The 23,603-nt window shown below is 68.7% G+C and carries 19 protein-coding genes and 3 pseudogenes; 11 read left to right on the forward strand and 11 right to left on the reverse strand.

From position 1 onward, the window contains the following. Positions 1-120 precede the first annotated feature (120 nt). A complete protein-coding gene (locus SLUN_RS37800) occupies positions 121-1,071 on the reverse strand; it encodes a GlxA family transcriptional regulator (protein WP_108154349.1) in 951 nt (316 codons plus the stop codon). Positions 1,072-1,142: 71 nt separating this feature from the next. Between SLUN_RS37800 and SLUN_RS37805 the strand changes: the two genes are divergently transcribed. From SLUN_RS37805 to SLUN_RS37840, 7 genes and pseudogenes are all read left to right on the forward strand, one after another. After that, positions 1,143-1,793: an HD domain-containing protein gene (locus SLUN_RS37805; protein WP_108154350.1), complete on the forward strand. Its 651-nt coding sequence runs from the start codon at positions 1,143-1,145 to the stop codon at positions 1,791-1,793. A 254-nt stretch (positions 1,794-2,047) separates the two neighbouring features. Beyond that, the gene (locus tag SLUN_RS37810; RefSeq protein WP_217505456.1) at positions 2,048-2,728 is read left to right on the forward strand and encodes an alpha/beta hydrolase; all 681 of its coding nucleotides are present in this window, start codon (positions 2,048-2,050) and stop codon (positions 2,726-2,728) included. Further along, on the forward strand, positions 2,725-3,129 hold the full coding sequence (locus tag SLUN_RS37815; RefSeq protein WP_108154352.1) for a GlcG/HbpS family heme-binding protein: 405 nt from the start codon (positions 2,725-2,727) through the stop codon (positions 3,127-3,129). Before SLUN_RS37810 ends, SLUN_RS37815 begins: the two co-directional genes overlap by 4 nt. Further along, the gene (locus tag SLUN_RS37820) at positions 3,126-3,920 is read left to right on the forward strand and encodes an SDR family oxidoreductase (RefSeq protein WP_108154353.1); all 795 of its coding nucleotides are present in this window, start codon (positions 3,126-3,128) and stop codon (positions 3,918-3,920) included. Before SLUN_RS37815 ends, SLUN_RS37820 begins: the two co-directional genes overlap by 4 nt. Before the next feature lie 60 nt (positions 3,921-3,980). After that, a complete protein-coding gene (locus tag SLUN_RS37825) occupies positions 3,981-4,250 on the forward strand; it encodes an alpha/beta fold hydrolase (RefSeq protein ID WP_108154354.1) in 270 nt (89 codons plus the stop codon). A gap of 1,148 nt (positions 4,251-5,398) precedes the next feature. Further along, positions 5,399-5,686 (forward strand): annotated as a pseudogene (locus tag SLUN_RS41900) (1-phosphofructokinase); the annotation flags it as partial. A 182-nt stretch (positions 5,687-5,868) separates the two neighbouring features. After that, positions 5,869-6,648, forward strand: a complete 780-nt coding sequence (locus tag SLUN_RS37840) for a S1 family peptidase (protein ID WP_159100435.1) — start codon at positions 5,869-5,871, stop codon at positions 6,646-6,648. Between the two features lie 358 nt (positions 6,649-7,006). Here SLUN_RS37840 and SLUN_RS37845 read toward each other — a convergent pair whose 3' ends face one another. From SLUN_RS37845 to SLUN_RS37870, 6 genes are all read right to left on the reverse strand, one after another. Beyond that, positions 7,007-7,915, reverse strand: coding sequence for a GlxA family transcriptional regulator (locus SLUN_RS37845; protein ID WP_108154356.1), 909 nt, complete (start codon positions 7,913-7,915; stop codon positions 7,007-7,009). 10 nt (positions 7,916-7,925) lie between these two features. Beyond that, entirely contained in the window at positions 7,926-8,525 is a 600-nt protein-coding gene (locus tag SLUN_RS37850; protein ID WP_108154357.1) for an isochorismatase family protein, read from the reverse strand. A 262-nt stretch (positions 8,526-8,787) separates the two neighbouring features. Beyond that, on the reverse strand, positions 8,788-9,528 hold the full coding sequence (locus SLUN_RS37855) for a transposase (RefSeq protein ID WP_108155169.1): 741 nt from the start codon (positions 9,526-9,528) through the stop codon (positions 8,788-8,790). Between the two features lie 77 nt (positions 9,529-9,605). Continuing rightward, positions 9,606-12,224 carry a tetratricopeptide repeat protein gene (locus SLUN_RS37860; RefSeq protein WP_108154358.1) on the reverse strand — a complete coding sequence of 873 codons (2,619 nt, stop codon included), beginning with the start codon at positions 12,222-12,224 and terminating at the stop codon, positions 9,606-9,608. Between the two features lie 12 nt (positions 12,225-12,236). Continuing rightward, complete coding sequence (locus SLUN_RS37865; RefSeq protein ID WP_108154359.1) at positions 12,237-12,641, reverse strand: hypothetical protein; 405 nt, start codon at positions 12,639-12,641, stop codon at positions 12,237-12,239. A gap of 55 nt (positions 12,642-12,696) precedes the next feature. Further along, a complete protein-coding gene (locus SLUN_RS37870; RefSeq protein WP_108154360.1) occupies positions 12,697-13,164 on the reverse strand; it encodes a hypothetical protein in 468 nt (155 codons plus the stop codon). Positions 13,165-13,812: 648 nt separating this feature from the next. Here SLUN_RS37870 and SLUN_RS37875 point away from each other — a divergent pair. The 3 genes and pseudogenes from SLUN_RS37875 to SLUN_RS37885 form a co-directional block, all read left to right on the forward strand. After that, positions 13,813-14,373, forward strand: a pseudogene (locus tag SLUN_RS37875) (hypothetical protein); the annotation flags it as partial. Positions 14,374-14,980: 607 nt separating this feature from the next. Continuing rightward, positions 14,981-15,982: a DUF4238 domain-containing protein gene (locus SLUN_RS37880; protein ID WP_159100436.1), complete on the forward strand. Its 1,002-nt coding sequence runs from the start codon at positions 14,981-14,983 to the stop codon at positions 15,980-15,982. A gap of 310 nt (positions 15,983-16,292) precedes the next feature. Continuing rightward, the gene (locus SLUN_RS37885; RefSeq protein WP_108154362.1) at positions 16,293-18,431 is read left to right on the forward strand and encodes an ISL3 family transposase; all 2,139 of its coding nucleotides are present in this window, start codon (positions 16,293-16,295) and stop codon (positions 18,429-18,431) included. Positions 18,432-18,437: 6 nt separating this feature from the next. Here SLUN_RS37885 and SLUN_RS37890 read toward each other — a convergent pair whose 3' ends face one another. From SLUN_RS37890 to SLUN_RS37900, 3 genes are all read right to left on the reverse strand, one after another. Next, on the reverse strand, positions 18,438-20,762 hold the full coding sequence (locus tag SLUN_RS37890) for a tyrosine-type recombinase/integrase (protein WP_159100437.1): 2,325 nt from the start codon (positions 20,760-20,762) through the stop codon (positions 18,438-18,440). Further along, a complete protein-coding gene (locus SLUN_RS37895; RefSeq protein WP_175313632.1) occupies positions 20,759-21,829 on the reverse strand; it encodes a tyrosine-type recombinase/integrase in 1,071 nt (356 codons plus the stop codon). Before SLUN_RS37895 ends, SLUN_RS37890 begins: the two co-directional genes overlap by 4 nt. 150 nt (positions 21,830-21,979) lie before the next feature. Then, positions 21,980-22,477 (reverse strand): hypothetical protein, encoded by a 498-nt coding sequence (locus SLUN_RS37900; protein WP_108154363.1) that lies wholly within the window; start codon positions 22,475-22,477, stop codon positions 21,980-21,982. A 214-nt stretch (positions 22,478-22,691) separates the two neighbouring features. Here SLUN_RS37900 and SLUN_RS37905 point away from each other — a divergent pair, with 214 nt between their 5' ends. Then, the gene (locus SLUN_RS37905; protein ID WP_217505467.1) at positions 22,692-23,240 is read left to right on the forward strand and encodes a hypothetical protein; all 549 of its coding nucleotides are present in this window, start codon (positions 22,692-22,694) and stop codon (positions 23,238-23,240) included. Between the two features lie 84 nt (positions 23,241-23,324). Here the strand turns inward: SLUN_RS37905 and SLUN_RS37910 are convergent. After that, a pseudogene (locus SLUN_RS37910) lies at positions 23,325-23,477 on the reverse strand (ATP-binding protein); the annotation flags it as partial. Positions 23,478-23,603: the final 126 nt, after the last annotated feature.

Here is a 23,603-nt window from a genome sequence, read left to right on the forward strand (position 1 = left end):
CGAGAGTGTCTTCGCCAAGCTCGGCATCAGGTCCCACGTCGAACTGGCCCGCCTCGGAGCCTTGGACGCTGACCGCCCGTAGCGGTCGTGGCCGAGGAGGACAATGCGCCCTGGCGCCCGTCAGCCGACGAACGTCTCGCGGTAGACACTGGGCGGCACTCCGACGTGCGCCTTGAACAGCGTCCGGAAGTTGGCCGGGGTGCCCAGGCCGCAGTGGCGTGCGACGGCTTCGACCGTGAGGTCGCCGGATTCGAGGAGTTCGCGTGCGCGGGCAAGCCGGGCGTCGAGCAGCCACCGCATGGGCGGCAGGCCGGTGTCGGTGTGGAAGCGGCGGATCAGGGTCCGGCGGGACATGCCGGCCCGGCGCGCCAACTGGTCGACAGTGAGCGGCTGGTGCAGGTTGCGCAGGGCCCAGTCGTACAGCGCAGGACTGTCGGACGGCTCGGGTCGCACCGGCAGGTCGATGAACGGGGCCTGGCCGCCGGTGCGGTGAGGGGCGGCCACCAGCAGGCGGGCCTGCTGGTTCGCCAGGCGGGGGCCGTGGTCGCGGCGGATGAGGTGGAGGCACAGGTCCAGGCCGGAGGACACGCCGCCTGAAGTGAGCACCTGGCCCTCGTCGATGTACAGATCTTCGGGCACGACCGTCACCCGGGGGTACCGCCGGGCCAGCGCCTGCGCGTACAGCCAGTGCGTGGTGGCCCGGCGGCCGTCGAGGAGGCCGGCGGCGGCGAGGGCGAACGCGCCGGTGCAGATGGACGCCATGCGGGTGCCGCGGACTGCCGCCCCCGCCAGTGCGGCGGTCACCTCGGCGCCGGGCACGTCCGGCTCCAGGTAGCCCGGGACGATCACGGTGTCGGCGGATGCCAGGCAGTCCAGACCGTGCGCGACGGACAGCGGCGGGCCGCCGTGCATCGGGACGGGGCCGGGCCGTTCGGCGCAGACCGTGAGCGTGTACGGGCCGTCCCGCCAGCTCCCGAAGACCTGCCAGGGGATCCCGATGTCCAGCGCGAGGACGTTTTCGAGGGCCACCACGACCACGTGGTGTGCCCCGCCTGATGCCCGACCCGTCATGGCATGATTCTATCGCTTCATGGCACGAGTGCCACTGACGGTTTGGTCCGGTACGCGCCTACGGTCGTCTCATGGACACTGAAGCCCGCCTCCTGCCGGCGCTCCCGGACACCCCCGTCGCCCGCGCCGCCGTCGAGCTGGTTCGGTCGCGCGAGAGCGAGCCCGTCGCCAACCACAGCATCCGCAGCTACGTGTTCGCCGCGCTGCTGGCCGAACACGAAGGGCTGAAGCCGGGCATCGACTTCGACGCCGAGCTCCTCTTCCACGCCTGCGTCCTGCACGACCTCGGGGCCTCGCCGTCGGCGCCGGGCCAGGCGCGCTTCGAGGTCGAAGGCGCCGACATGGCCGCCCGGTTCCTCGCCGAGCACGGCTATGGCGCCGACAAGACCGACCCGGTGTGGGAGGCGATCGCCCTGCACACCTCGGACGGCATCGCCGAACGCCGTGGCGTGCTGGCCTACCTCACCCGCCGGGGCATCGGAGTCGACATCGGCTTCGGAACCGAGTTCGTCACCGACGCCCAGGGCGAGGCGCTCCACGGCTGCTACCCGCGGCTGGACATGGCCACCGTGCTGGTCGACGACGTCGTGCGGCAGGCCGCCCGCTCCCCGCAGGCCGGCGCCCGCTACACCGTCCCAGGCGAATTCCTCCGCGAGCGCGGCGAACCCGGCGCCGTTACCGCCCTCGAACTCGCGGCGCGGGCCTCCCGCTGGGGCTCCTGACGCCGACACCGCGCCGCAGGGCTGAGCGTCGCCACCGGGCACTCCCGACGGGCCGCCGTGCACCAGATCTGCGCGCTCACATCCTCGCGTGATGCCGGGGCGTCCGGCTGGCTGATGACCGGGGTGCGGTCCCATGGGAGCAGGCCGGCGACGCCGTCCATGGACGAATACGGAGGTCAGTGATGAGGAGTCAGCCCGAACCGAGGCGGTCCCGCCGCGCAGACGTCGGCGCGGCCCGGGCTGCGGCAATCCACATGATCGTGCTCCCCGGCGGCGCGTACGCGGCGCACTCGGCTCACGAAGCGGAGCCTATCGCCGGCTGGCTCGGTGGGCTCGGCATCTCGGCGAGCGTGTTCCGGTACCCGCTCCATGCGCGCCATCCCGAGCCGCTGCTGGCGCTGCGGGCCGAGATCCGGAGCCGCCGCGAACAGGGCGCCGAGCGCATAGGTCTGATCGGGTTCTCAGCGGGAGGGCACCTGGCCGGGCACGCCGCGCTCGCATCGACCGCCGACCCGCGTGAGTCGGTCCAGTTCGCCGTACTCGGCTACGCGATCACGTCGATGGAGACCGAGACCTACCGGCCCTCGCGGATCATCCTGCTCGGCGAGGACGCCTCACTGGACCTGCGGCGTGAGACATCGCTGGACAAGCTCGTGACCGCCCAGTCACCACCGTTCTTCCTGTGGCACACCGCCGAGGACGTCTACGTCCCTCCGGAGCACACCTACCGCCTCGCCGGGGCCTTGGCCGCGCACGACGTACCGCACACAGTCCATGTCTTCGCGCACGGTCCCCACAGTCTCGGGCTTGCCCGAGGGGCTGGCGATGCGGTGGCCTGGACCACGTTCGCAGCCTCCTGGATCGCCGAACAGATCGACGCTCCCGCCAGAAGCACCACGACCTCGCACCGCTGGCGACAGGGGCAAACGCCATGAGTATCAAGCTGGAGGCGGCCCAAGCCATGATCGAGAAGGCCCGCGCCCACGCTGTGGCGATCGGCGTCCCGATGAACATCGCCGTCGTCGACGGCGGCGGACACCTGGTCGCGTTCGCCCGCATGGACGGGTCGATCCTCGGCTCGATCGAGATCGCGCTGGCCAAGGCGAAGACCTCGGTTCTGTTCAACGGCCCGAGCGAGAACCTGTGGGAGTTCTGTAAGCCCGGCGGCCCGGCTCCCGCGACCGAGTACACCAACGGCGGCCTGATCCCCTACGCCGGCGGCCTCCCTGTGCACGACGACAACGGCACTCTGATCGGCGCCATCGGCATCTCGGGCGGCATGCCCGTCCAGGACGGCGAGGTCGCCCGCATCGCGCTCGGAAAGGAAGCACGATGAAGAAGATCCTGATCGCCGGCGCCGGCACCGGCCTGGGCCGAGGCACCGCCATCGGCCTGGCCCGGGCCGGGCACCAGGTCATCGCCACCACGGAGATCTGGTCGCAGGTGACCGAACTGCGCAAGCACATCGAGGAACTCGGCCTGCAGGACCGCGTCACGGTCGACAAGCTCGACGTCCTGGACGCCCGCGACATCGCGGCTGTCTCCGGCTGGGACTTCGACACCTTCGTCAGCAACGCCGCGATCGGCGACTGCGGGCCGCTTGCGGAGATCCCCGTCGAGCTGGTCCGGCGCACGTTCGAGACGAACGTCTTCGCGAACCTGGAACTCACCCAGCGGGTGATCCGCACCTGGGTGGACGCCGGCACGTCGGGCCGCATCGTCATCGTCAGCTCGATGGGCGGCATGCTGACCGCATTCGGCCTGGGCCCCTATTGCGCGACCAAACACGCGCTCGAAGCGATCGCGGCGACCCTGCGCGACGAGCTCACGCCGACCGGCATCACCGTGCAGACCATCAACCCCGGGGCGTACCTGACCGGGTTCAACGACCGCATCGCGGACACGACCTTCCGGTGGCTGGACGACGCCGTCAACTTCAACCGGACCAAGGACGTGAAGGCCCGCTTCGCGGAGATCCTCGCCGACCAGTACGACCCGCAAGACGTGATCGACAAGATGGTCGAAATCATCGGCGCCAAGCAGGGAAAGTACCGGAACGTCTGGCCCCCGGCGACCGAGGAACTCATCAAGCAGGTCCAAGAGGCCGCCTGGAGTCGGACGGTGTGACGTGACGGACTTCGCACCCGTCCCCGACTTCGCCCTCGGCGACACCCGACAGGAGAGATCATGACCAGCGCAGCGCTGACCGGGAGTGTCCTGCGAACGCGAATCGTCGACGGCCTGGCGATCCGCCACGTGAATACCGGCGAACAGTCGGGGCCGACGCTCCTCATGACGAGCCCGTGGCCGGAGAGCCTCCTCGCGTTCCGCCGCATCTGGCCGCACCTGGCGCCCATGGGTCGGCTGGTGGCCGTAGACCTGCCCGGGTTCGGCCACTCGGAGGGGCGCACCGAGCTCTTCACCCCCTCGGCGATGGCGACTTCCTGTATGCCCTGATCGGCGAATGGGGTCTGGGCACCCCGCACGTGCTGGGCCCGGACGTCGGCACCGGCGCGGCGCTGTTCCTGGCCGCGCGCCACCCGGCGTCGGTGGCATCGTCTCGCCCATCGGTTGCCGTCACACCCACGGGTGACCCGGCTGGACTCCCTGACCACCATCACGCAACACGTCGACACCTGGGCCTCTTGCCACTCGCTGGATTCGACAAACGCGAGCTACGAAGAGGCCCTGTCTACATGCCTCCGCATCGTCCAACTCACCCGATCCAGGACCCCGTTCGAAGCGGGCCGACCACGCGAAACGGATAGAGAACAGCCAGTCAGGAGAGCTTGCGGAAAGGTGGTTGGGGAGCAGATCGCCAACGGCGACGGCCTCTGGTTCGGCCTGTTCACGGGCGAGGAGCAGGTGGCGCCGAACCGCGACGGACGTCGAGCATCCGTGGGCCCGTCACGGTCACGGCCACCCCCTCCCAGCAGACCCCTCCGGGCCAGGCCAAGCCGGCCCGTCCACGCATCGGGTACGGCATCCGGGAAGCCGGCCAAGCCGTCTCCCACCGGGGTCGATCTCGGGACCGTCACATGGTCGGGCACCCTCCGCAACGCGGGAATCAACATGAAATGCGTCAAACCCGCCGGCATGGCAGATTCCAGAACACATGCGACGGCAGCAAGGGCCAGGTCTGACAGACCGTGTCGTCTAAGAACAGCAAGGACTACAGCCGACTGCGCAACGCCGCCACGGGCGAGTGCATCGGCTGATGCCGAGGAGCTGGGCGACCTCGGCGACTTTCGTTCCGGATGCGACGAGATCGAGGACTTTACGGCGGAACTCGGGCGGATAACTACGGGGCATCACGGCCTCCGGAGGCTGCTGGATCGTCAATGGTCCAGCAACCCGTCTCCATCAGCCCCGGGGAGAGCCGGTCATCGGAACCGGCTGCCGCGCTTGCTCATCGCCGGTCTCGGACAGGCAGGGCGGACGTGCTACAAGCACCCGTCAACTCGGTGCCGTGTGGGTCGACTTGGTAAAGCGTAGACAAAGTAGCGGGATGGTCGCCACCGAACACAGTCCTCCCTAGTGACCGCCGTAAAACACCACGCACATCTGGGGAACTCGATGGTCCTAAGTGCCCTCTTACACGCTGCCGCCCGCTGGCCACGAGCGGCGACGCGGTCAAGGCGGCGGAGGAGGAGCTGCGCGAACGAGGCGCCCACGCGGTCCTGCGGCCGGAGGGCGGACGGCCGGCTGCTGTGGATGCCACCGGCACCTGGTTCGGCCACGCAACCGCCGCTGCCCTGCGCAGCAACGTCGGCGCGGCGGATGCCTCTCTCGCGGGCTTCCTAACCGCGGCGGCGGTCGCCCACGGGTCCGCGGCCGTCCAGCTGCCGGGCAGCGTCATGCCGTCACCGGCCGCGCAGTCGATGACGGCGATCTGGTGGTGCCGGCACCGGCGGCGCGAGCAAGCACCTGCCGCGCCGCCTCGGGCAGGCGGAGTGGGCGGCGATCCGGCCGCAGCCGCCCGTGCCGGCCGATGCTGTGCGACCCACGTGGGGCAACTGCATGTCCCCAGTCAGAACGAACCGCACCATCAACTACCCGGAAAGGCAGGACAGTTATGGGCATACGATCCGTCATACGTCGGCGGTCGCTGCTGAGCGCGGCGCTCACCGCACTGGCGACCAGCGCGCTTGTTGTGCCGGCAACCGCCCACGGCAGCACCGGCCAGGACACCGCCCCCGGCTCTGTCGGTACGCGCATCGTCGGCGGCCGGTTCGTCACTGAGCAAAAGCCCTCCATCGCCTCGCTCGGGGGCGCGAACCACCGCTGCACCTCCACCATCATCGCCCCGCGCTGGGTGCTCACCGCCGCCCACTGCGTCGGCCCCGGCGACCGCCCCTTCGTGCGGATCGGTTCGCTGGACCGCACCCAGGGCGGCTACACCGCATGGGCCGTCAGAGTAATCCAGCACCCCTACTACAACTGGCCCAGCAACGACATCGCGCTGGTGCAGCTGGACCGGGATGTCCGCACCACGTACTCCCCGCTGGCGAGCGCCGGCGACATCGCCCAGAACCAGGCGGCCGAGGTGTACGGCTGGGGCTCCGAGCAGGCCGACTGGGGCGGCCTCCTGCCCACCCGGCTCAAGTACGCTAGGGGCTACATGATCGGTACCCGGTGCACCCCCGCCAACCCTGCCGTGCTGTGCTTCGGGGCGGGCAACGGCACCACGGCCGGCGGCGACTCCGGCGGACCGCTGATGGTGTGGAGCCCTCAGACCGGCAGCTGGGTGCAGGCAGGCGTCAGCGCGGTCGGCCCGAAGCCGTCCGGAGGCTGGAGCGGCTACACCAACATCGCCAACTACCGCACCTGGATCAGGCAGATCACGGGCGTGTAGGGCATCCCGGCCCGGGGTGGGGAGCGGTCGAGCGGCCAAGAAGAACGACTGCCGCTTCTGGCATTGCCGAACCTGTGCGTGAGGCAATCCCATGGCGACACGCGGCAGTTGAACGCGGCGGGCATGGTCACGCAAGACTGCCACAACGGGGCCTCCTCGGTGCTTGAGCTTCGCAACTCCGAGCTGCCGAGGGGGCCCTGCCTTCATATGCCGGCACCCCAGCGATCACCCGATCCAGAACCCAGTTCGACTGATCAACCCCACCGAACGGTATGCGGAAGCCTTCTTAGAGGCTCCACCAGTAGGTGGGCACGGGAGTCAGTTGCACTACCCAGGGGCGTTCGGTTACCTGACGCAGTCAGGCCGTCCGGGCGCGGAGGCGGCGCAGCATGCGCGGGTCCACGAAACCGACTGAGCGGGCGGCGGCGTCGATCGTCGCGCCGTGGCTGATGAAGTGTTGGGCGCGTTCGAGGCGGAGGGTCTGCTGGTAGCGCAGTGGGGTGAGCCCGGTGGCGCGGCTGAAGAGGCGGGTGAGGGTGCGTTCGCTCACGCCGATGGCCGCGGCCAGGGTGGGCAGGGGGAGTGGTTGGTCGAAGCGGGCGTCGATGAGGTCCTGGGCGCGGTGCACGGTGTCGTCGAGGTGGGACCGATGCCGGAGCATCGCGCTGGACTGCGGTTCATGGCCGTTGCGGCGAGCGTAGACGACCATTTCCCGGGCCACTTGGGCGGCGACGGCCGGGCCGTGCCGGGTCGCGACCAGGTGCAGGGCCAGATCGATGCCGCTGGCGATGCCGGCCGAGGTGATCACCCGGTCGTCGGCGGTGAACAGGACGTCGCGGAAGACCACCGCCCTGGGGTGGCGCAGGGCCAGCTCGTCCTGCACGTCGTGGTGGGTGGTGCAGTGGCGGCCGTCGAGCAGGCCGGCCTGGCCGAGCGCCTCGGCTCCGGCGCAGACGCTGGCCACCGTCCCGCCCCTGGCGTGGTGGTCCCGGAGGACCTGGAGGGAGGCGGCGCCGATGGCGGGGCCGCCGGCCAGGGTGCCTGTCCGCCAGCCGGGCACCACGATCAGATCCTCTGGCCCGAGCTCGGGCCAGTCGAGCCCGGCCACCAGCGGCAGCCCCTGGGCGGTGGAGACCTGTGGCTGCTCGGCGATGTAGGCGAGCGTGTAGGGGTGCCCGAAGTCGGCGGCCGTGGAGAAGACCTGTGCGGGGCCGGCCAGGTCCAGCAAGTGGACTCCGGGCACCAGGAAGAAGACGATGTGGCTCACGATTCGGTCATCATGCCTGAAGTCCTGCTGCGGCCTCCAGCTGGTCGATCGTCGAGATGGTGGCGAAGCGTCCGGCGAGGGCGTACTCGGTGCGCCTGATGACCTCTTCGGCAGGCAGTGTGCGGGGGTCGGCCAGCAGATCGGCGACGCTCTGGTCGGCGGGAGCGTCGCGGTGGGGGATGGGATTGGTCGCGGTCGCGTCGATGACAAAGGTGACCTGGTAGCCGAGGTCGCTTGCGACGCGGGTTGTCGTCTCCACGCACTGCTCGGTGCGGATGCCGCAGACGGTGAGCTCGCGGATACCGCGCGCAGTGAGGAGTTGCTGCAGGTTGGTGGTGGTGAAGGCGTTGTGCGAGGTCTTGTGGATCAGCGGCTCCCCATCCGCTCGCTCCAGCTCCTCCATCAGCCGGACATGGCCGAGGGCCGGGTCGAAGACATCGCCGGCGCCGGGCTCGGAGTGCAGTACCCACACCACCAGGTCCCCGGCCTGACGGGAGAGCCGGACCAGGCGGTTCACCTGGTCGGCGATCTTCAGGTCGGAGGTGGTTTCCCACAGGGGACGGGCGCGGAAGGACTCCTGGACATCAATGACGATCAGTGCTCGGGTCATGTCCTTAAGCCTGACCCGCGCGGGCGGGGCGGCGACAGGCCGCATCGGGTCCGGCAGCGGACCGATCCGGTCATCAGTAGGTCAGGCAGTTGAGCAACCACAGGCAGGGGCGCGAGGAACGGGGCTTGCGGGAAACCCTAAAAGGCGAGGAACTGCGCGAGATCGGTAGGCAGCTGCCTGTGCCTTCCCGCTTCGCACGCGCAGTTGATCAAGAAAAGCCTCGCGCCTCTGGATGATGCACATCAGGGCGTCCGCCAGCAGGTCATCGGATGCGGGGGTTTCGTGGGCGGGTGCCCCAGCGGTAGAGGGTCCAGGCGCGTCGGAGCAGGCAGCGGACGGTGATGATGGTGCTGGCCAGGGCGATGAAGAACTCGACTGGGGCTCTTCGTCGCTCGGTACAGCGGCGGAGCTTGCCGAAGTTGTTCATCCAGGAGTTCGTGCACTCCACCACCCACCGTCCGCCGGCCTGGATGGAGGTCTTCGCGCCGCGCTCGGCGATCTGGCCAAAGATCCCTCGGGCCTTCAGATCGAGGTGGACCATGCTGTAGTCGTACCCGGCGTCCAGGCTCAGGCTCGGGTGCTCGGGCAGCGGTCCCAGGACTGCTTCCAGGTCGGCGAAGCGGTCGAGGGTGGCGGGCAGGAGCGTGTGGTCGCGGGTGTTGGCCGGCGCCGGATCGGTGACCAGCGGTATGCCGCGCCCATCCGTCAACTGCGAGCGTTTGAGACCGCGTTTGGCTCGGTCGACGGGGCTCTTGCCGGCGCACTCGCCGCCGGAGGGAGCCTCGGTGATGCAGCCGTCGGCGGACAGCTGGTCGAGTTCGAGGCCGATCATCCGGTCGTAGGCGGCCAGCACGAGCAGCCTCAGGGTCTCGCGGTCGAAGACCACCGCGTCACTGATGCGCGGGTTGTGGCAGCCCCACGGATGGCGGTCCTCATGTGTGGGCAGCAGCGCGAGGAACTGGTCACGGATCGGGTCGAGAATGCATGATGGGACGGCAGGCACAGATCCCCCGATGATCATGAAGCGTAGAGAACTCCATGATCGGGCGAACCGTGTCTGCCCTGCTACCGCCACTCAGTTCAGCACCTACTGGCGGACGCTCTTAGCCACTCCTGGACCTCTGCCGTGTGGGGGCTGGCGAGGTTGCGGAGCCGTTCGAGGGCGTCGATGCCCAGTGCGCGAGCGCCCTGTGGGTTTCCGGCTGCTGCGACCGCGCGAGCCGCTCCGGCCAAGCTCAAGGCGGCGCGTTCCTCCTGGCCTGTTCGCTCGGCACCGGCGAGGGCCGCCCGGAAGAGCTCCTCCGCCGTGACGAGATCGCCCTCCGCCTCGTGGACCGCCGCCAGAGCCAGCCGCAGGCGGGCCAGTACGGCTGCGTTGCCCCGCTCCAACCGCATGGCGCGCAGCAGCAGTTCGCGTGCGGCGGGTGTATGGCCGTGCGCCAGTTCGGACTCGGCCAGGGCTTCCAGAGCTGCTGCCAGGGGCGCGCGCATTGCGATCCGTTCGGCGATCTGCAGGCTCTCCCGGAGGTGGCGTTCGGCTGGCTCGTGGGCCCCGGCAGCCAGTTCGTACCTGCCCAGTTCCCGCAGCACATCGCTCAGCTTCTCCGGGCGGTCTTGTTCGCGGACCAATTGTTCGGCCTCCCGCAGCAGTCGGCCGCCGCCGTCGAAGTCGCCTGTCCTGATCATGACCCGCCCCAAGTTGACCAGGATGGGGACGCGCTCGTGGTAGTCCAGCTCGCGGGCTAGCCGCAGCGCCTCGGTGAGTTGGGTGCGGGCTTGGTCGCCGTGGCCGCGTTCGGTGGCGAGCCAGCCGAGGCCGTGCAGCGCATCCACCTCTTCGGTGCCCAAGTGCTCGGTACGTGACAGCTCGAGGCACTCCTCGAAGAGCTCCGCCGACCCGCTGTAGTCGCCTGCCAGGGCCCGCATCCACCCGCCGACCTGCAGCAGTCCCGCGATCCGGGACGGATCGCCGCTCTCGCGAGCGAGCTCCAGGCCGCGGTAAAGATGGGCGGCCGACTCGTCGTGCCTGCCCTGCAGTCCCGCCACCCAGCCCAGGCCCTGTAGCGCCGGTACGGCCTCCGCGCCCTGCGTCCCAATGAGCGTGTCGGCGAAGTGCCGCCTGGCGCGTTCCAGGTCGCCGCGCATGCCGGTGCTCCAGCCCATCTTCAGCAGGAGGTCGACGATCTCTCCCACGGAGTCGGCCTGCTGGGCGCGTTGCATGCCTTCGTCGAGATATCTGCCGCCTTGACGCAGGTCGCCCCGTTCCAGGATCACGCTGCCCAGGCGAAGCAAGGTGCGGGCCTCCGCCTGGGCGTCGCCAACCGCGCGCGCGGCGTGCAGGGCGTGCTGGAGGTGGGGCTCGGCCACGGCGTACAGGCCTCGGTGCACCAGCAGGGGGTAGGCGGCATCGACCCCGGTGAGCAGGGCCTCGTGCATGCCGTGCCGGTGTGCGTGGTCGAGCGCCTGCAGGACGTTGCCGAGTTCTTGCTGGAACTGTTCGCTGGTCATGGCGCCCTCCTCGGCTCCATCGGCCCTCTTGCCGACCATGCCCACGTAAAGCTGGGCCATGCGGCGCTCGGCAGCGGCCGGTGGGCCTTTGACGCGTACGAAATCGTGGACCACCTGGTGCATGACATGGCGATCCGCGCCGGCGGACTCGATGAGCCCGGCTCGTACGATGGCGCGCAGCGTCTCCGCCGCGGCTTGGGTGACGGCCTGTGCGGCGGTCGTCGCGAAGCTGTTGGGTTTGGGCGGGAACGCCGCCAGGTCGCGGAGGGCTTCCTGGGCGGAGGCGGGCAGCTGGGCGTGGCCGATCTCCAGCACGGACAACAGGGAGATCGGCAGGCCGACCGGAAGGCTGGGATGCGCAGCACTCGGGGCCTGGCGGCGTTCGAGCCGCAGACGCTCCTCGGCCAGCCGCAGCCGCTCAAGTGCTTCGGTGACGCCGGGCTGCCCGTCGAACGCCGCTCCCCTGAGGTGGTGCCCCATCAGCGTGAGTGCCAGTGGCAGTCCGCCGACGAGGGACACCAGTTGGGCCGCTGCCTCGCGGTTCGATCCCATGGCCTCTTCGGCGAGTGTTTCGAGCAGGCACAAGCCGTCCGGGGGCGTCAGTTCGTCCACGCGCAGTACAGCCCCGCCGAACTCCAGGGCGACACCGGGAGACCGGGTGGTCAGCAGCTGGGCGCAGTTCGGCCCACCCATTTGCAGTGCCAGAGCGTCGCTCGCATCCCAGGCGTCATCGACGATGAGAAGGAAGCGGCGTGCGCCGATCTTCCGGTGGAGGGCCTCGGCCCAGCCGGAGGCGGTGTGCGCACGTAGGTCCTGGGATCCCACTCCGATGTGCTCTCCCCAGTCGGCCAGGTGCCGCAGCACATTGCCTTGGGCGCCGAGTCCCGCCCACAGCACGCCGTCGGGGAAACGGGTCCGGACTTCGTCGTCATAGGCGATGTCCAGCGCGAGCGCGGTCTTGCCGACCCCGGGCAGCCCATGGAGCGCGACCACACCGTCGGAGAGCAGTTCGCGGATCCGTCCGCGCAGTTCGTCCCGGCCCACCAGCAGACTGGACGGTCGGCTCGGCGCGAGAAAGGGGGCGGGGAGCCGCGGCGCGTGCCGGAGGACGGTGACGGTGTTGTGGTCGCCGATCATGGCGACTTCGACGGATTCGTGGAATTCCACGTGCTCCGGCCCGGCCCGCTTCATGGCGTCGGTGTCTCAGGCCCGGTCGGTCGCCGGACCGGGCTTGTGGACGGTCACCTCCACGTGCGTGGAATCGCCGACGACGGCGCTGCCCACCTGGCCGTGGAACTCGGTCCGGTACTTCGGGCCGGGGCCGTCCTGCGCCGTTCCCGCCAGCATCTGCCGCGCCAGGGCCATCAGCGCCTCGTCGCGGTCTGCACCGGCCGCGGCGAGCTCGGCCCGCAGCGACGGCTCCCATGTCGCCGGTTCCTCCTCAAAGCGGTCCAGCGTCAGCAGGCCGTCCGGACGATCGGCGAGGCGTGCTCGTACCGCCACCAGCAACCGCCGGTACACGGCGACGACGGCCTCCTTGGTGGCGTCGGTGGCGCCCGCCGCGGCACCTGCCACCAGGGCTGCGACGATCAACGACAGCGGTTCCATGGCGTCCTCCCCGTTCTCGGCTCGGGAGCGGGCGGACGCGGAACGACGAGCCGGGTCACCGCACCCCCGCCTTCCCCTGCGTCAAGCAAGCCCTGACCATCCGTCTGGCCGTCTCGGAGTGGGCCCACTTGTGTATGCCCTTGACCGCGAAGACGGCGCTCCGTACCCGGCCGCCCAGGACATTGACCCGCTCGCGCTCCTCGGTGCTCGCGTCGAAGTAGTTCCGATGGATCGCCTCTGCCGCGGTCCAACCCGCAGTGGCCCCGGCGTAGCCGCCGCCGATCGAGCCGACCGTGACGCCGACCGGGCCGGCGATCACCGCGCCGGCAATTGTTCCCGTCGCTGCCCCGACGAGCGCGCCGGACGCCACGGCCACCACCTCGGCGGCCAGCCCTGCCGCGCCGTAGCCCAATTCCTTCGCCGTATCCAACGTGGTCTCGGCGGCCTCCATGAACTCGCGGTCCCTCACGCACTGCCGCAGCTGCTGCCCGCGCTCCTTGAGGTCTTCCCCGTAGGTGCCCACTGGTTCCCCTCTACGTCCCCCGTTTAGGACAACTGTCGCTCGCAATTCCCCTTCGGCGGAGGCAATATCCGTTCGACGGGGCGGCGCACAGAGGCGTTCGCAGGAGTGGGAGGAGCGCACACTTTTCGGCCCGTGCGCCGCTAAACCTCAAGAGGGCCTGGCCACCCGGACTCAGGGGTGGACAGGAGCCCTCACCCCGTACGGGAAAGGGCGGTTGCCGCCCGCGGACATGATGCGACGGGATCGGGGTGCATGCCTCTGTCGCCGGAGCTCGTCGCGGCAGTACGGCCGGTACGCCTGGGAACGAGCGGAAGACTCCAGGAGCGCGAAGATGGCAATCATGGGCCGGCCCGTGAAAGTCGGCCACCTCGACCTCAGCCTTCTCACGAAGATGTATGTGCCGCCCGGGGTGTTCGGCTTCCGACGGGGCGTCTGGTGCTTTCCGGTCGCGGCTGCGCGGTGGTGCTTGACGCGGCCGGCATGCCAGCCCCGGGGCTGGAGTTGGGCCATGGAGTCGCTGTCTGCACCTTCGCATACCGTTTCACTGCGTGTTCCGGTTGTGCACGATCCGCAATCCGTGGCCGATGGGTCGCGAGGAGCTCGACCGTGGTTGGAGGGGACGGTGTGCGAGCCGTGTGACGGCTGAGCACCCTTCTTGACGACGATCCACGCCAGTACGCCGGCATGACTGCCGAGACCATTACGTACGCCAATTCCGATGGCCGTGTCCTCAAGCGCACCCTGAACTATCCCTGGTCCAAGCCGACCGCCTCCCGCCCCCGCGAGGCCGAAGAGGGCACCGACCTAGCCCCGCTCCTTGCCCACCGCGGCGGGGTCAAGCGCACCGATGCCATACAAACGGTCGGCTCCAGCTGGCAGGCTGTGCGGACTCTGAGCACAGTTGACGACTCCTATGGCCTTCCCGTTGAGGTTGAGACCGCGGTTGTCAAGCCCAACGGTACCGGCGAGTCCCTGGCCGAGCAGAGCTGCACCCGGACGTCGTACGTCCACAACATCACCGCTTGGCTAATCGGCTTGCCCAAGGAGCAGCGCACCACGGCCACTCCATGTGCAGGTCATGACGCGGCCGACCCGGCCACCGAGCTGAAGGGTTCGGTACGGGTCAGCTACGACGCCGCCGCCTACGGCGCGTCCCCGTCCAAGGGGCTTCCCACGTCGGTCAGTGAGATCAACGGCGCTGGCACCGCTTCCTAGGGGGCACGTCGGTTGGGCGGGGCTCGCGGTCGATGGCGGGATCGTCGGCCATCCACACCTCCTTCTCCCAAGGCGACGTCAGACAGGCCGCTCTTCGCGGGAGCCCTGATGCTGGATGGACGAACGGCCAGCATGGATCCCTTACTTCGTCCCCATCGCTGGGGAAGCAGCGCAGCGCGTCAGGGTCACTGCTCACGAGGCTGTTCTGGCAGCGGGCCGTTCCATGACCGCCTTCGCGGTAGGGCGGAAGAAGTGCTCCGTCATCCCGGAAGGGACGGAGCAGGTTAACTTCTGTGGGACTTCGCTCCTTGGGCGGGTCCGACGTCCATTGAACAATGGCCACGACAAGCCCAATGATCGTGGCAATGCCCGCGCTGACCTCAAGCCATCGGACCATGCCTTCGTTGGGCGCGGGTTGGTACTCGCGTATCCAGAAGGGGATCTTCGCCCGTTTCGTCCCGCATGAACTGATCATTGCGGAATGTGCCTCAGTGGATTGGCATTACCTGGCGGATCGTGTGGCGGAGAGCTCGTGCCCCGACACCAGACGGCATGGGTAATCCGAATGCGCTGGAAGTGGGGCCGCTGGGAGCATGGTCCCATGAGTGTGCGCAGCGCTGGATCGAGCCGACCTGGCAGTGAAGACCTGTCGAGGCTGGCTGAGTTGGCGTCCGAGGCTGGCAACCAGGTGGCGCGGCAGCATGTCGTCTCTCAGGTCCTGCTGCGGCAGTTCGCTACTCCTGTCAGGCACGCGAGCGGCCTGCAGGTCCAGCCCTACGACCTTCTGTATCCCGAGCGGCACTGCCGGACGAAGCCGACGCGTGCCGTGGGCTGGATCAAGGACTTCGTGCCGTATGCCTCCGCCTCACTCGAGGCCCTGTGGGCGGAGGTTGAACAGAAGCTGCCGCCAGTCTTCCACGCCGTGCCGCAAGGAACCGCACTGGGAGATCCGCACGCCCTGGCGGTCCTGCGCGATCTGATCGCGCTGCACTACGTCCGCTCCCAGCACTACCGCGATACCTTCCACCGGATCTTCAAGGAAGCCCACGCTGAGCAACGGCGCTGGCTGCTGGCGGAAGGACAGCAGCTCCTGCGGGCTGCCACGCTGCAAAGAACCGGACTGGACACTCCCGGGCGGCAGGCCCTTGCTGTGCGCGCAGACGAGCTGCTGAGCACGATGGTCGAGTCCTATGGCAATGGTTCCCTGCTGCGGGTGCGCATCGAGGATTCGTTCCGCACGGCACGCGAGTGGGTAGCGGGGGTTGGCCTGGAGATCCTTCAGGCGGAGGAAGGCGAGTTTCTCATCGGCGACAACCCGGCCATGACGCTGCGCACCGAGGACGAGCAGCTGATCTATGGCATGGCGCTCGGAGACGCGCACACTGCGGTTCTGCCGCTGGGGCCCCGGCACACCCTTGCTCTTGGGGCTGCCGATGGGGCTGGCTCCGTCCCGCGAGCCTGGGTCGACAGGATGAACGTGCTGCAGGTGAAGACTGCGCGTCGGCGCGTGTTCACGCGCCCCGGCAGTCCGCTCCGCAGGTTCATCGGCCAGCTGATTCCTCAATGGCAGGCTGATCAGAGCGCGACGAGACTGTCTCCTTAGCATCTGCTTCCTGACAGCGCTGCTCAACGCAGTGTGGGCGTACGGCGCAGCAGGCTTGCATCGTCGACGAGCGGGACGATGTCCGGCCAGAGGTCCTCGCCGGCCTCGGCGGGCGTGCCGCCTGGACCGGTTTGGGAACTCCCACTTGGTTTCGTCGGCGGGAGTGGGCAACGTTTGTCGACGGGTTTGGGTTCTGGTCCAACTTCTGTGGTTTGCCTACTCCCTGTGACCGTTGGCCTTGCTGGTAGGTCTCGCGAGATCGTCTAGAAACTGCCGGTGCCAACCGCGTTCGGCCTGATGGTTCTGAGCTGTGCGCGAGGTACTGCTCCGGCTGGAAGAGCTGCTCTTCCTGGCGGATCCGGGGGTCATGGTGGAGTCGGTGGAGGATGATGGCGAGGTGATCCGAGTCGGTGTCAAATGCCGGACGGCCGGGGCTCGGTGCCCAGGCTGCGGAAGCTGGTCGGGGCGGGTGCACGGCTCTTACCTGCGGTTTCCCGCTGACCTCCCCGTGGCGGGACGGCGGGTGGTGCTGCGGCTTCGTGTCCGGCGCTTCACGTGCGAAGACATCTCCTGCGGACGGCGGACGTTCGTCGAGCAGGTTGCGGGCCTGACCCGGCGGTACAGCCCGCAGACCGAACGAATGCGGTCGGTGCTGGCCGAGGTCGGCCTCGCCCTGGCCGGTCGCGCCGGTGCCCGGCTGGCCGATGTCTTGGGGGCGAGGGTCAGCCGGAACACGGTCCTGCGGTTGGTCGAGGCTCTCCCGGAGCCCCAGCCACAGGTCCCGCGTGTGGTCGGCGTCGACGAGTACGCGATGCGCAAGGGCCGTGTCTACGGGACCGTGCTGGTCGACGTCGAGACCCGCAAGCCGGTTGACCTGCTGCCGGATCGCGAGGCAGGCACTGTCGCGGCCTGGTTGGCCGATCACCCGGGGATCGAGATCGTCTGCCGCGACCGCGCCCCGTACTTCGCCGAGGGTGCCAGGATCGGGGCACCCACCGCGGTCCAGGTCGCCGACCGATTCCACCTCTGGCGCAACCTCGGCGAAGCGGCCGAGCGGTGCGTCTCCCGCCACCGCCCGTGCCTCCGTGCGACCTTCGCCGAGTCGGCGCCGGAGAAGGCTCCGGCTCCGGAACCGGCCGAGAGTGGGTCGCTATGGCCCACCGGGCACCGGTTCGCCGACCGCACCCGCGCCAAGCACGCCACCGTCCACGCGCTGCTGGCCACCGGCCACAGCCGACGCTCGATCCAGCGACAGCTCGGCATGACCTACCGCACCGTCCAACGGCTGGCCGACGCCGCAAGGCCGGAAGACCTGTTCCAGGGACAGTGGCAGAACCGCAGGACCAAGCTCGACGACTTCAAGCCCTACCTGCACGAGCGATGGGCCGAGGGCTGCACGAACGCCTGGACCCTCTGGGAAGAGATCAAGACGCACGGCTACACCGGCGGCTACGGAGCCGTCCGTGCCCACGTCCAGCCGTTCCGCACATCCCCGACCGCACCTGCGGCCCGTCCGCCGTCCCCACGCACGGTCACCGGCTGGATCCTGACTCACCCCGACACCCTGCCGGAGAGCGAGCGTCTGAAGCTCAAATCCGTTCTAGCCGGCTGCCCTGAACTCGATGCCCTCACCGGGCACGTCCGCGCGTTCGGGAAGATGCTCACCCAGCTCCAGGGTGACCAGCTCCCGCAATGGATCAAGGCGGTCCGCGCCGACGACCTGCCCAGCCTCCACGCCTTTGTCAACGGCCTCGAACGCGATCTCGCCGCTGTCACCGCCGGCCTGACACTGCCGTGGAGTTCCGGCATCGTCGAAGGCCACGTCAACCGGATCATTCTGTGGAATCCAAGCTGTCAAGTGGCACCGAGAAGCCTGCCGCTTCGAATATCTGCTGGCCGGTTGGGCAGCGGGCCGGAAGACTCAGCTGCTGTGGACATGGGGATCTCTGGTTTCAAGCCGTCCTTCCTGGTCGGGATCGAGGCGGTTCGGCAGGCTCACGGATCACGTCTGGCGGCGCTTGTTGGTAGGCGGCTGACGGGGTGCGCCCTGGTGCGCTTCGTCGAGGACGGAGACTGGTTCGCCGACTGCCCGGTGGTGCTGGACTTCGATGGCTTCCAGGTGGAGGTTTGCCACTCGAAGCTCGACGAACTCTCGATCGGCTGGAACACGATCGACACCGCAGCGACCATCGCTGGGTGGGAGTGGTTCGAGCTCACGCCCCAGTGGTCCCACGGCGATGAACGCCTCGACCCCTTCGTCGGCCAGGAACTGCGCGAGGTCGCGCTGCTTGAGTGGTGGCCAGCAGACCGTGACCTGGCAGCCGGAACGGTGGCGGTGGAGTTCGCTTTCGCCAAGGGCTGTCTGCGGATCGTCAACGGCCTCGACGAGAACCGCATCGAGATCGGTGCGGCCCAGCCGGCATACATCCGACACAGGCTGGGCCGCTGATCGCCACTACTTGGTCAGCTTCTGGTTGATCTCAATGACAGGCAGCAGGGTGGCCTGCGCTGGGATGCCAATCTGCCGTGGGGTCGGCCCGGCCGGCGTGGGGACGTCGGAGAGTCGGGTGAGTAGCTGGTCGAGGGTGGCTTGTCCGTCGTCCACTGCGGCGCGTTCGTCGTCTGTCAGCGGGATGGCCGCGAGCATCCTCTGCAGGTTCTCCTTGGCCTCCAGGAGTTGACCCTTGCTGGACGCTTTGGGGGTGTAGAAGTCGCAGCGTGCGCAGGCCATGCGGTGCTGGCACTGCTCGAAGAAGGTGTAGCTGCAGTAGCCGTGTCCGAGGTCATAGTGCTGCCAGGGCTCACCGGCCGCGGCGGCGCCGGACGCGACGGCGTCGCGGTCGACGAGGACCTCGATGGTTCGGACGTTGCGCTCGAAGTAGCCGGCTTCGGAGTAGGCCTTGGACAGGGTGTTGGGTGTGATCTTCGCGTAGTACTGGGTGGATTGCGGGGAGCGGTGTCCGAGCCAGGCTTGCAGCTCGAACAGGGTCATCGGTTCTTTGGCGTTGTAGAGCTGGCTGGCGATGGTGGACCGGGCGCGGTGGCTGGTGATGTTGCCGCGGACGTCGGCGGCCGGGACTCCGGCCTTGCGGCAGAGCATCGGGATGACGGTGTTGTTGATGTAGCTGGTGGAGACGCGGCGGGCCCGGACGGCGAACAGCGGGTCGACCAGCTCGCCGGTGCGGCGGTCGGTGAACTTCGGCTGGTCGGGGCGGGCGGCCTGCCAGGCGTCGACGGCCTGGCCGAGGATCGGGTCGACGGGCTTGGTGAAGGCGGTGCCGGTCTTGTGGGTGGGGACGTCGAGCAGGCAGACCGCGTCGCGGGCCAGGACCTGCTGCGAGTCGCCGGCGATCGGTGCCCCGTCGTGTTGCCAGCGGATGCAGCCCACCTTCAGCCGGGCGATCTCGTTGCTGCGTTGTCCGGAGAACAGCCAGGTCAGTGTGACCGCGCGGACCAGTTCGAAGGGGTAGAAGTGCCCGGAGCGGGTCTGGGGGAGGTCGGCGGGTTCGAGGTTCAGGCCGGCCCAAAGCAGCTTCGCCCAGACCTCGTCGGCGATCACCCTGGGGTCGGGGCCGAGGAGGGCGGTGATGCTGCGGACCATCGCCAGCGCGCGCTGGGGGTCGAAGCGGCGGGGCAGCCACTCCCATTCCTGGCAGTCCCGGAAGAACGTCCGCAGCGCGGTGATCTGCCCGGCCTTGCTGGGCGCTTCCAGCGGTTTGCCGAGACGATCGCCCAGCCCGGTCGTGCGCTGGACGTAGTCGCCGACCTTCATCCGGTCCAGCGCGGCGATCCACGAAGCGCAGGTCTGCCGGGTCCAGTAGGCCGGGTCGGCGGCGTCGGGCTGTTCGGCGGCGATCCACCGGCCGACCTTGAGCAGGTTCGAGCGGACGCCGCCGCGAACGCGCGGGGTCAGCGTCGAGGTGGCGTCCCAGCGGTCGGCCCACTGTTCCCAGATCCGCGCGCCGCCGCTGGCCCGGGCCGAGTGGCGGCCGGTGCCGGGACGCGGAGGATCACAGAATCCGAGTTCGGCGACCGCCCGCTGCATCGCGTGCAGGGTGTTCAGCCGGCTGCCCTCCAGCAACCGGTCGCGGCGGACCCGGTCGAACGGTGCGGTGTCCAGGTCTTCAAGATGCGGGCTGCGGTTGAGCAGGAACAGCTGGCAGGCCACCATCGGCAGCAGGGTGTCCTCGTCCCGGCCGAGCCGGTAGCCCCAGGCGGCCAGGACCGTGCGAAGCCGTGCGACCTCGCCGTCGACGCGGTCACGTCCGAAGATCCGCCAGGCCAGGGTGAGCCGCTGGAAGCTGCCGAGCCGGTGGAACTCGTTGAAGGATCCGAGCAGGTAGGCGTGCGCCGCGAGATAGGGGCGGACCTCGTCGCCGGCCCAGGCGGGCGCGTGCTGGCGGAACTCGGCCTGAGTGCGGCCGAGCAGGTGGAACCATTCCTCCTCGGTCCAGCCCCAGAAGGTCCTGCCGGTCTCTGCGCACCGCGTCAGCAGCACCGCGACCACGTCGAGCATGGCCCGTCGGCGGTGCGGGGTGGGCGGGGAGTCCAGTGCGGCGTTGACCGCCTCCAGCGGAACCAGCAGCCGCGCGATCACGCGCCAGCCCGGCGCGGACGGGTCGTGGTACTGCAGTCGCCGCAGATTGCGCACGCCCAGGTCGGCCACGGCCCTGGCCTCAGTAGGTCGCACTGCCACCGCGGCGTTGTCGCGGGGCGGGGAGATCGGCCGGGACCAGCGTCCGGCCCCGTTCGCGGCGATGGCCGACAGTGATGCGGTCATCGCGACACCTCCGCCGTCGTGCCGTCCGCAGACGTGAGCATCTGTATTCGCCAGGCATGGATGTGCTCCATGCCGCGGGCCAGCTTGTCGGCCAGGTCCCGGCCGGACAGGTGGATGTACTGGAGCGTGGAATCGGTGTTGCGGTGGCCGGCGAAGGTCGCGATCGCGTGCAACTCCCAGCCCATCCGGGCCAGATCGGTCAGACATAGGTGCCGGGTGGTGTGGGTCGAGAACCGCGGGACACCGGCCTCCAGAGCGATCCGGCGGACCACCTTCGACCAGGTCCACAGGGTCAGCGGTTGTCCGTGGTTGCGCCGGGACTCCGACAGGAACAGCGGCCCCCTGGCCCGGCTGATCATGGCCCGGTGGGCGATGTAGGCCGACATCAGCACGCCGGTCGACGCCGAGTACGGCACCACCCGCTCCAAGCGGTTCTTCGTCGTCTCCGCCCGTACCCTTAGTGTCCGGTGGGCCGGATCGAGGTCGTCGGTCCGAAGTGAGCACAGCTCCTCTCGCCGCAGCGCGGCGTCGTAGGCCAGGGCCAGCATCACCCGGTTGCGGACCGGCTCCTCCCGTGCGACCTGCAGGATTCCCAGCCACTGCTGTTCACTGGGGATCCACGGCAGCTTCGTCAGCCGTGGCACCAGCCCGCGCTGCTGCCCGCCCCTCTGGCGCCCCGGGGTGTAGCGTCCCCGGCCGACCGGGTTCGAGTCCCGCAGGCCCTCCTCCATGAGGAAGTCGTAGAACAGACGGACCGGCACCAGGCGCTGCTGGATGGTGGAGTTGGCCAGTCCTGCCCCCGAGTCGATCGAGACCACATTGGCCCCTCGATGGTGAGGCCGTGAGGTCAATTCCCTTACGTATATGGCTATATGTGCGCGGTTCGCGGTGACCGGGTCGACGTTCCCCTGTTCGCACGTCAGCAGGTACTCGGCCAGCCCGCGGGCGTAGGCATCGATCGTGCGGGGTGCACGTCCGAGATCCGTCCAGATCATCAGCCAGGTCGCCGCCTGCTCGTGCCTGCCGAGCACCGGCCACTTCTCCGTCAGCACAGTCGTGCCGCTCAACACATCTCCCAAGTCCGTGGTTGCACCGGAGAGACATGATCACCCCGGCAGATTCCACGTAACTTTTAAAATGATCAAGCGCCAGATGTACGGCCGGGCCGGCTTCGGCCACTTGCGGAAACGAGTCCTGCTGGCATCCTGACGGGACAGTCACGAGCTCTGCTTGAGTCGCTCCGCAGCCTGAGCAGGGGTGTCGTAGTAGCCAGGCCGTGCCAGCAGGACCGAGTTGAAGTAGTAGCCCTGTTCTTCCTCCGGCTCATCGTCGGCTGCGAACGGACGCCAGAAGCTCAGCAGCAAGTCCGGGGCGATGAATGAAGCATCGTCGTCAGGATCTTCCTCGATCGAGGTGAACTCACCGACGCGCCGGACAACCTCGCGGGCCGGAAGCGCGAACACGTCCACACCCTGGAACAAGACTCGGTCCGTCTGGGACGACGGCCTTCCCAGCTCGGTGGCTTCAAGCATGTCGCGCACGCAGTGAATGCTGATCATCAGCCCACTGGGACGGAAGATGTGCTGCCCCGGCCGATCAGACTCCGAGATCGCAGAGAGATCGCGGAGCGCGTCCAGCGTCGTATTGGCCGCGTGTCGAGTCATACCGATCCGCAACGGGCCAACACCGGTCGGTGGGGCGAGGTCGAAGTCCATACGGGCATGATCCCAAACGGATCTGTCAACGAGCCACGAAGGGCCATCCAGTCCCGACAGGTTACTGAGCGTGAGAGATCCACAGAAGTTGGACCAGAACCCGGGTTTGGGCAGCACTTCGCGATCACTGAGGCCAGATATGTAGATGAGAACTGATTGCCAGCCTCGGGGTGGGATGCTGGCCCACAGGTAGGGGCAGTTGGGGGGCTGTTTGATGAGCACGCAAGATGTGGTGACGATCACCGCCGCGGTGTTAGTCCCGGTAGTCACGGCAGTCGCCGGTGTGGTGAGCCTGCTGGTGCAGGACCGGCGGGTGCGCCGGTCGCGAGACGGCCGCCGTCGCCTGGTCTTCGAGGATGCGACTCGGCAGGTGGCCTTCGCGGCCGAATGGTGGGGGGCGAAACAACTGACCGCTGACACACCGGAGGCGTTGCGGGAACCCACCGCTGTGGCGAACGGCTGGCTGGACGAGGCGTCCGCCCGTGTGACCGCGGCTGAGCAGCCACGCACGGGTGAGGATCCGTATGTCTCGGTCAGCAGACTGCTGTTGCTCTACCGGTTCCGCCGCCGGTCCGCGAAGGCCATCCGGATCGCGTTCTACGTCGCGCTCGGCATCATCGCCACCAACGCCACCTTCATCTTGAACGACTCCGATTACCGCCGTCAGGTCGGCTGGAACGTATGGCTGCTCGCTGTCTTCGGGGCACTCGCGTTGTTCCTTCGGTTCTGGGCCGTCTCAACAGACTCCCCAGACCAGAGCTGACGCGGCCTCCACTGGGCGCCTGCACCTTGACCTCGGTCCTGTGGCCGGCGAGTTCGGCACCTGTTCGGGGAAGGCCCAGCGAGCTCATGTCGCGGTGGCGTTGCGCGGGCCGGTCTGGGCTTTGGTGCTGGCGAGCCGGTAGGAGTCGGTGCCGGTCTGGATGATGTTGCCGCCGAAGGTGAGGCGGTCGACGATGGCCGCGCAGAGCCTCGGGTCGGTGAACGTTTTTGTCCAGCCATCTGGGGCTGGCACATGTTCCTTTTCGTGGATCGCCGCTGCCACCGGCCCGTATCCATCTTCTGCTGTCCTCGTTGGTCTTCGTGGTGGTGCCCGGATTCTCCAGGTGCTGCCTTGATCGGTCAG

Origin of the sequence: Streptomyces lunaelactis, from assembly GCF_003054555.1 — a bacterium.
GTDB lineage: Bacteria > Actinomycetota > Actinomycetes > Streptomycetales > Streptomycetaceae > Streptomyces > Streptomyces lunaelactis.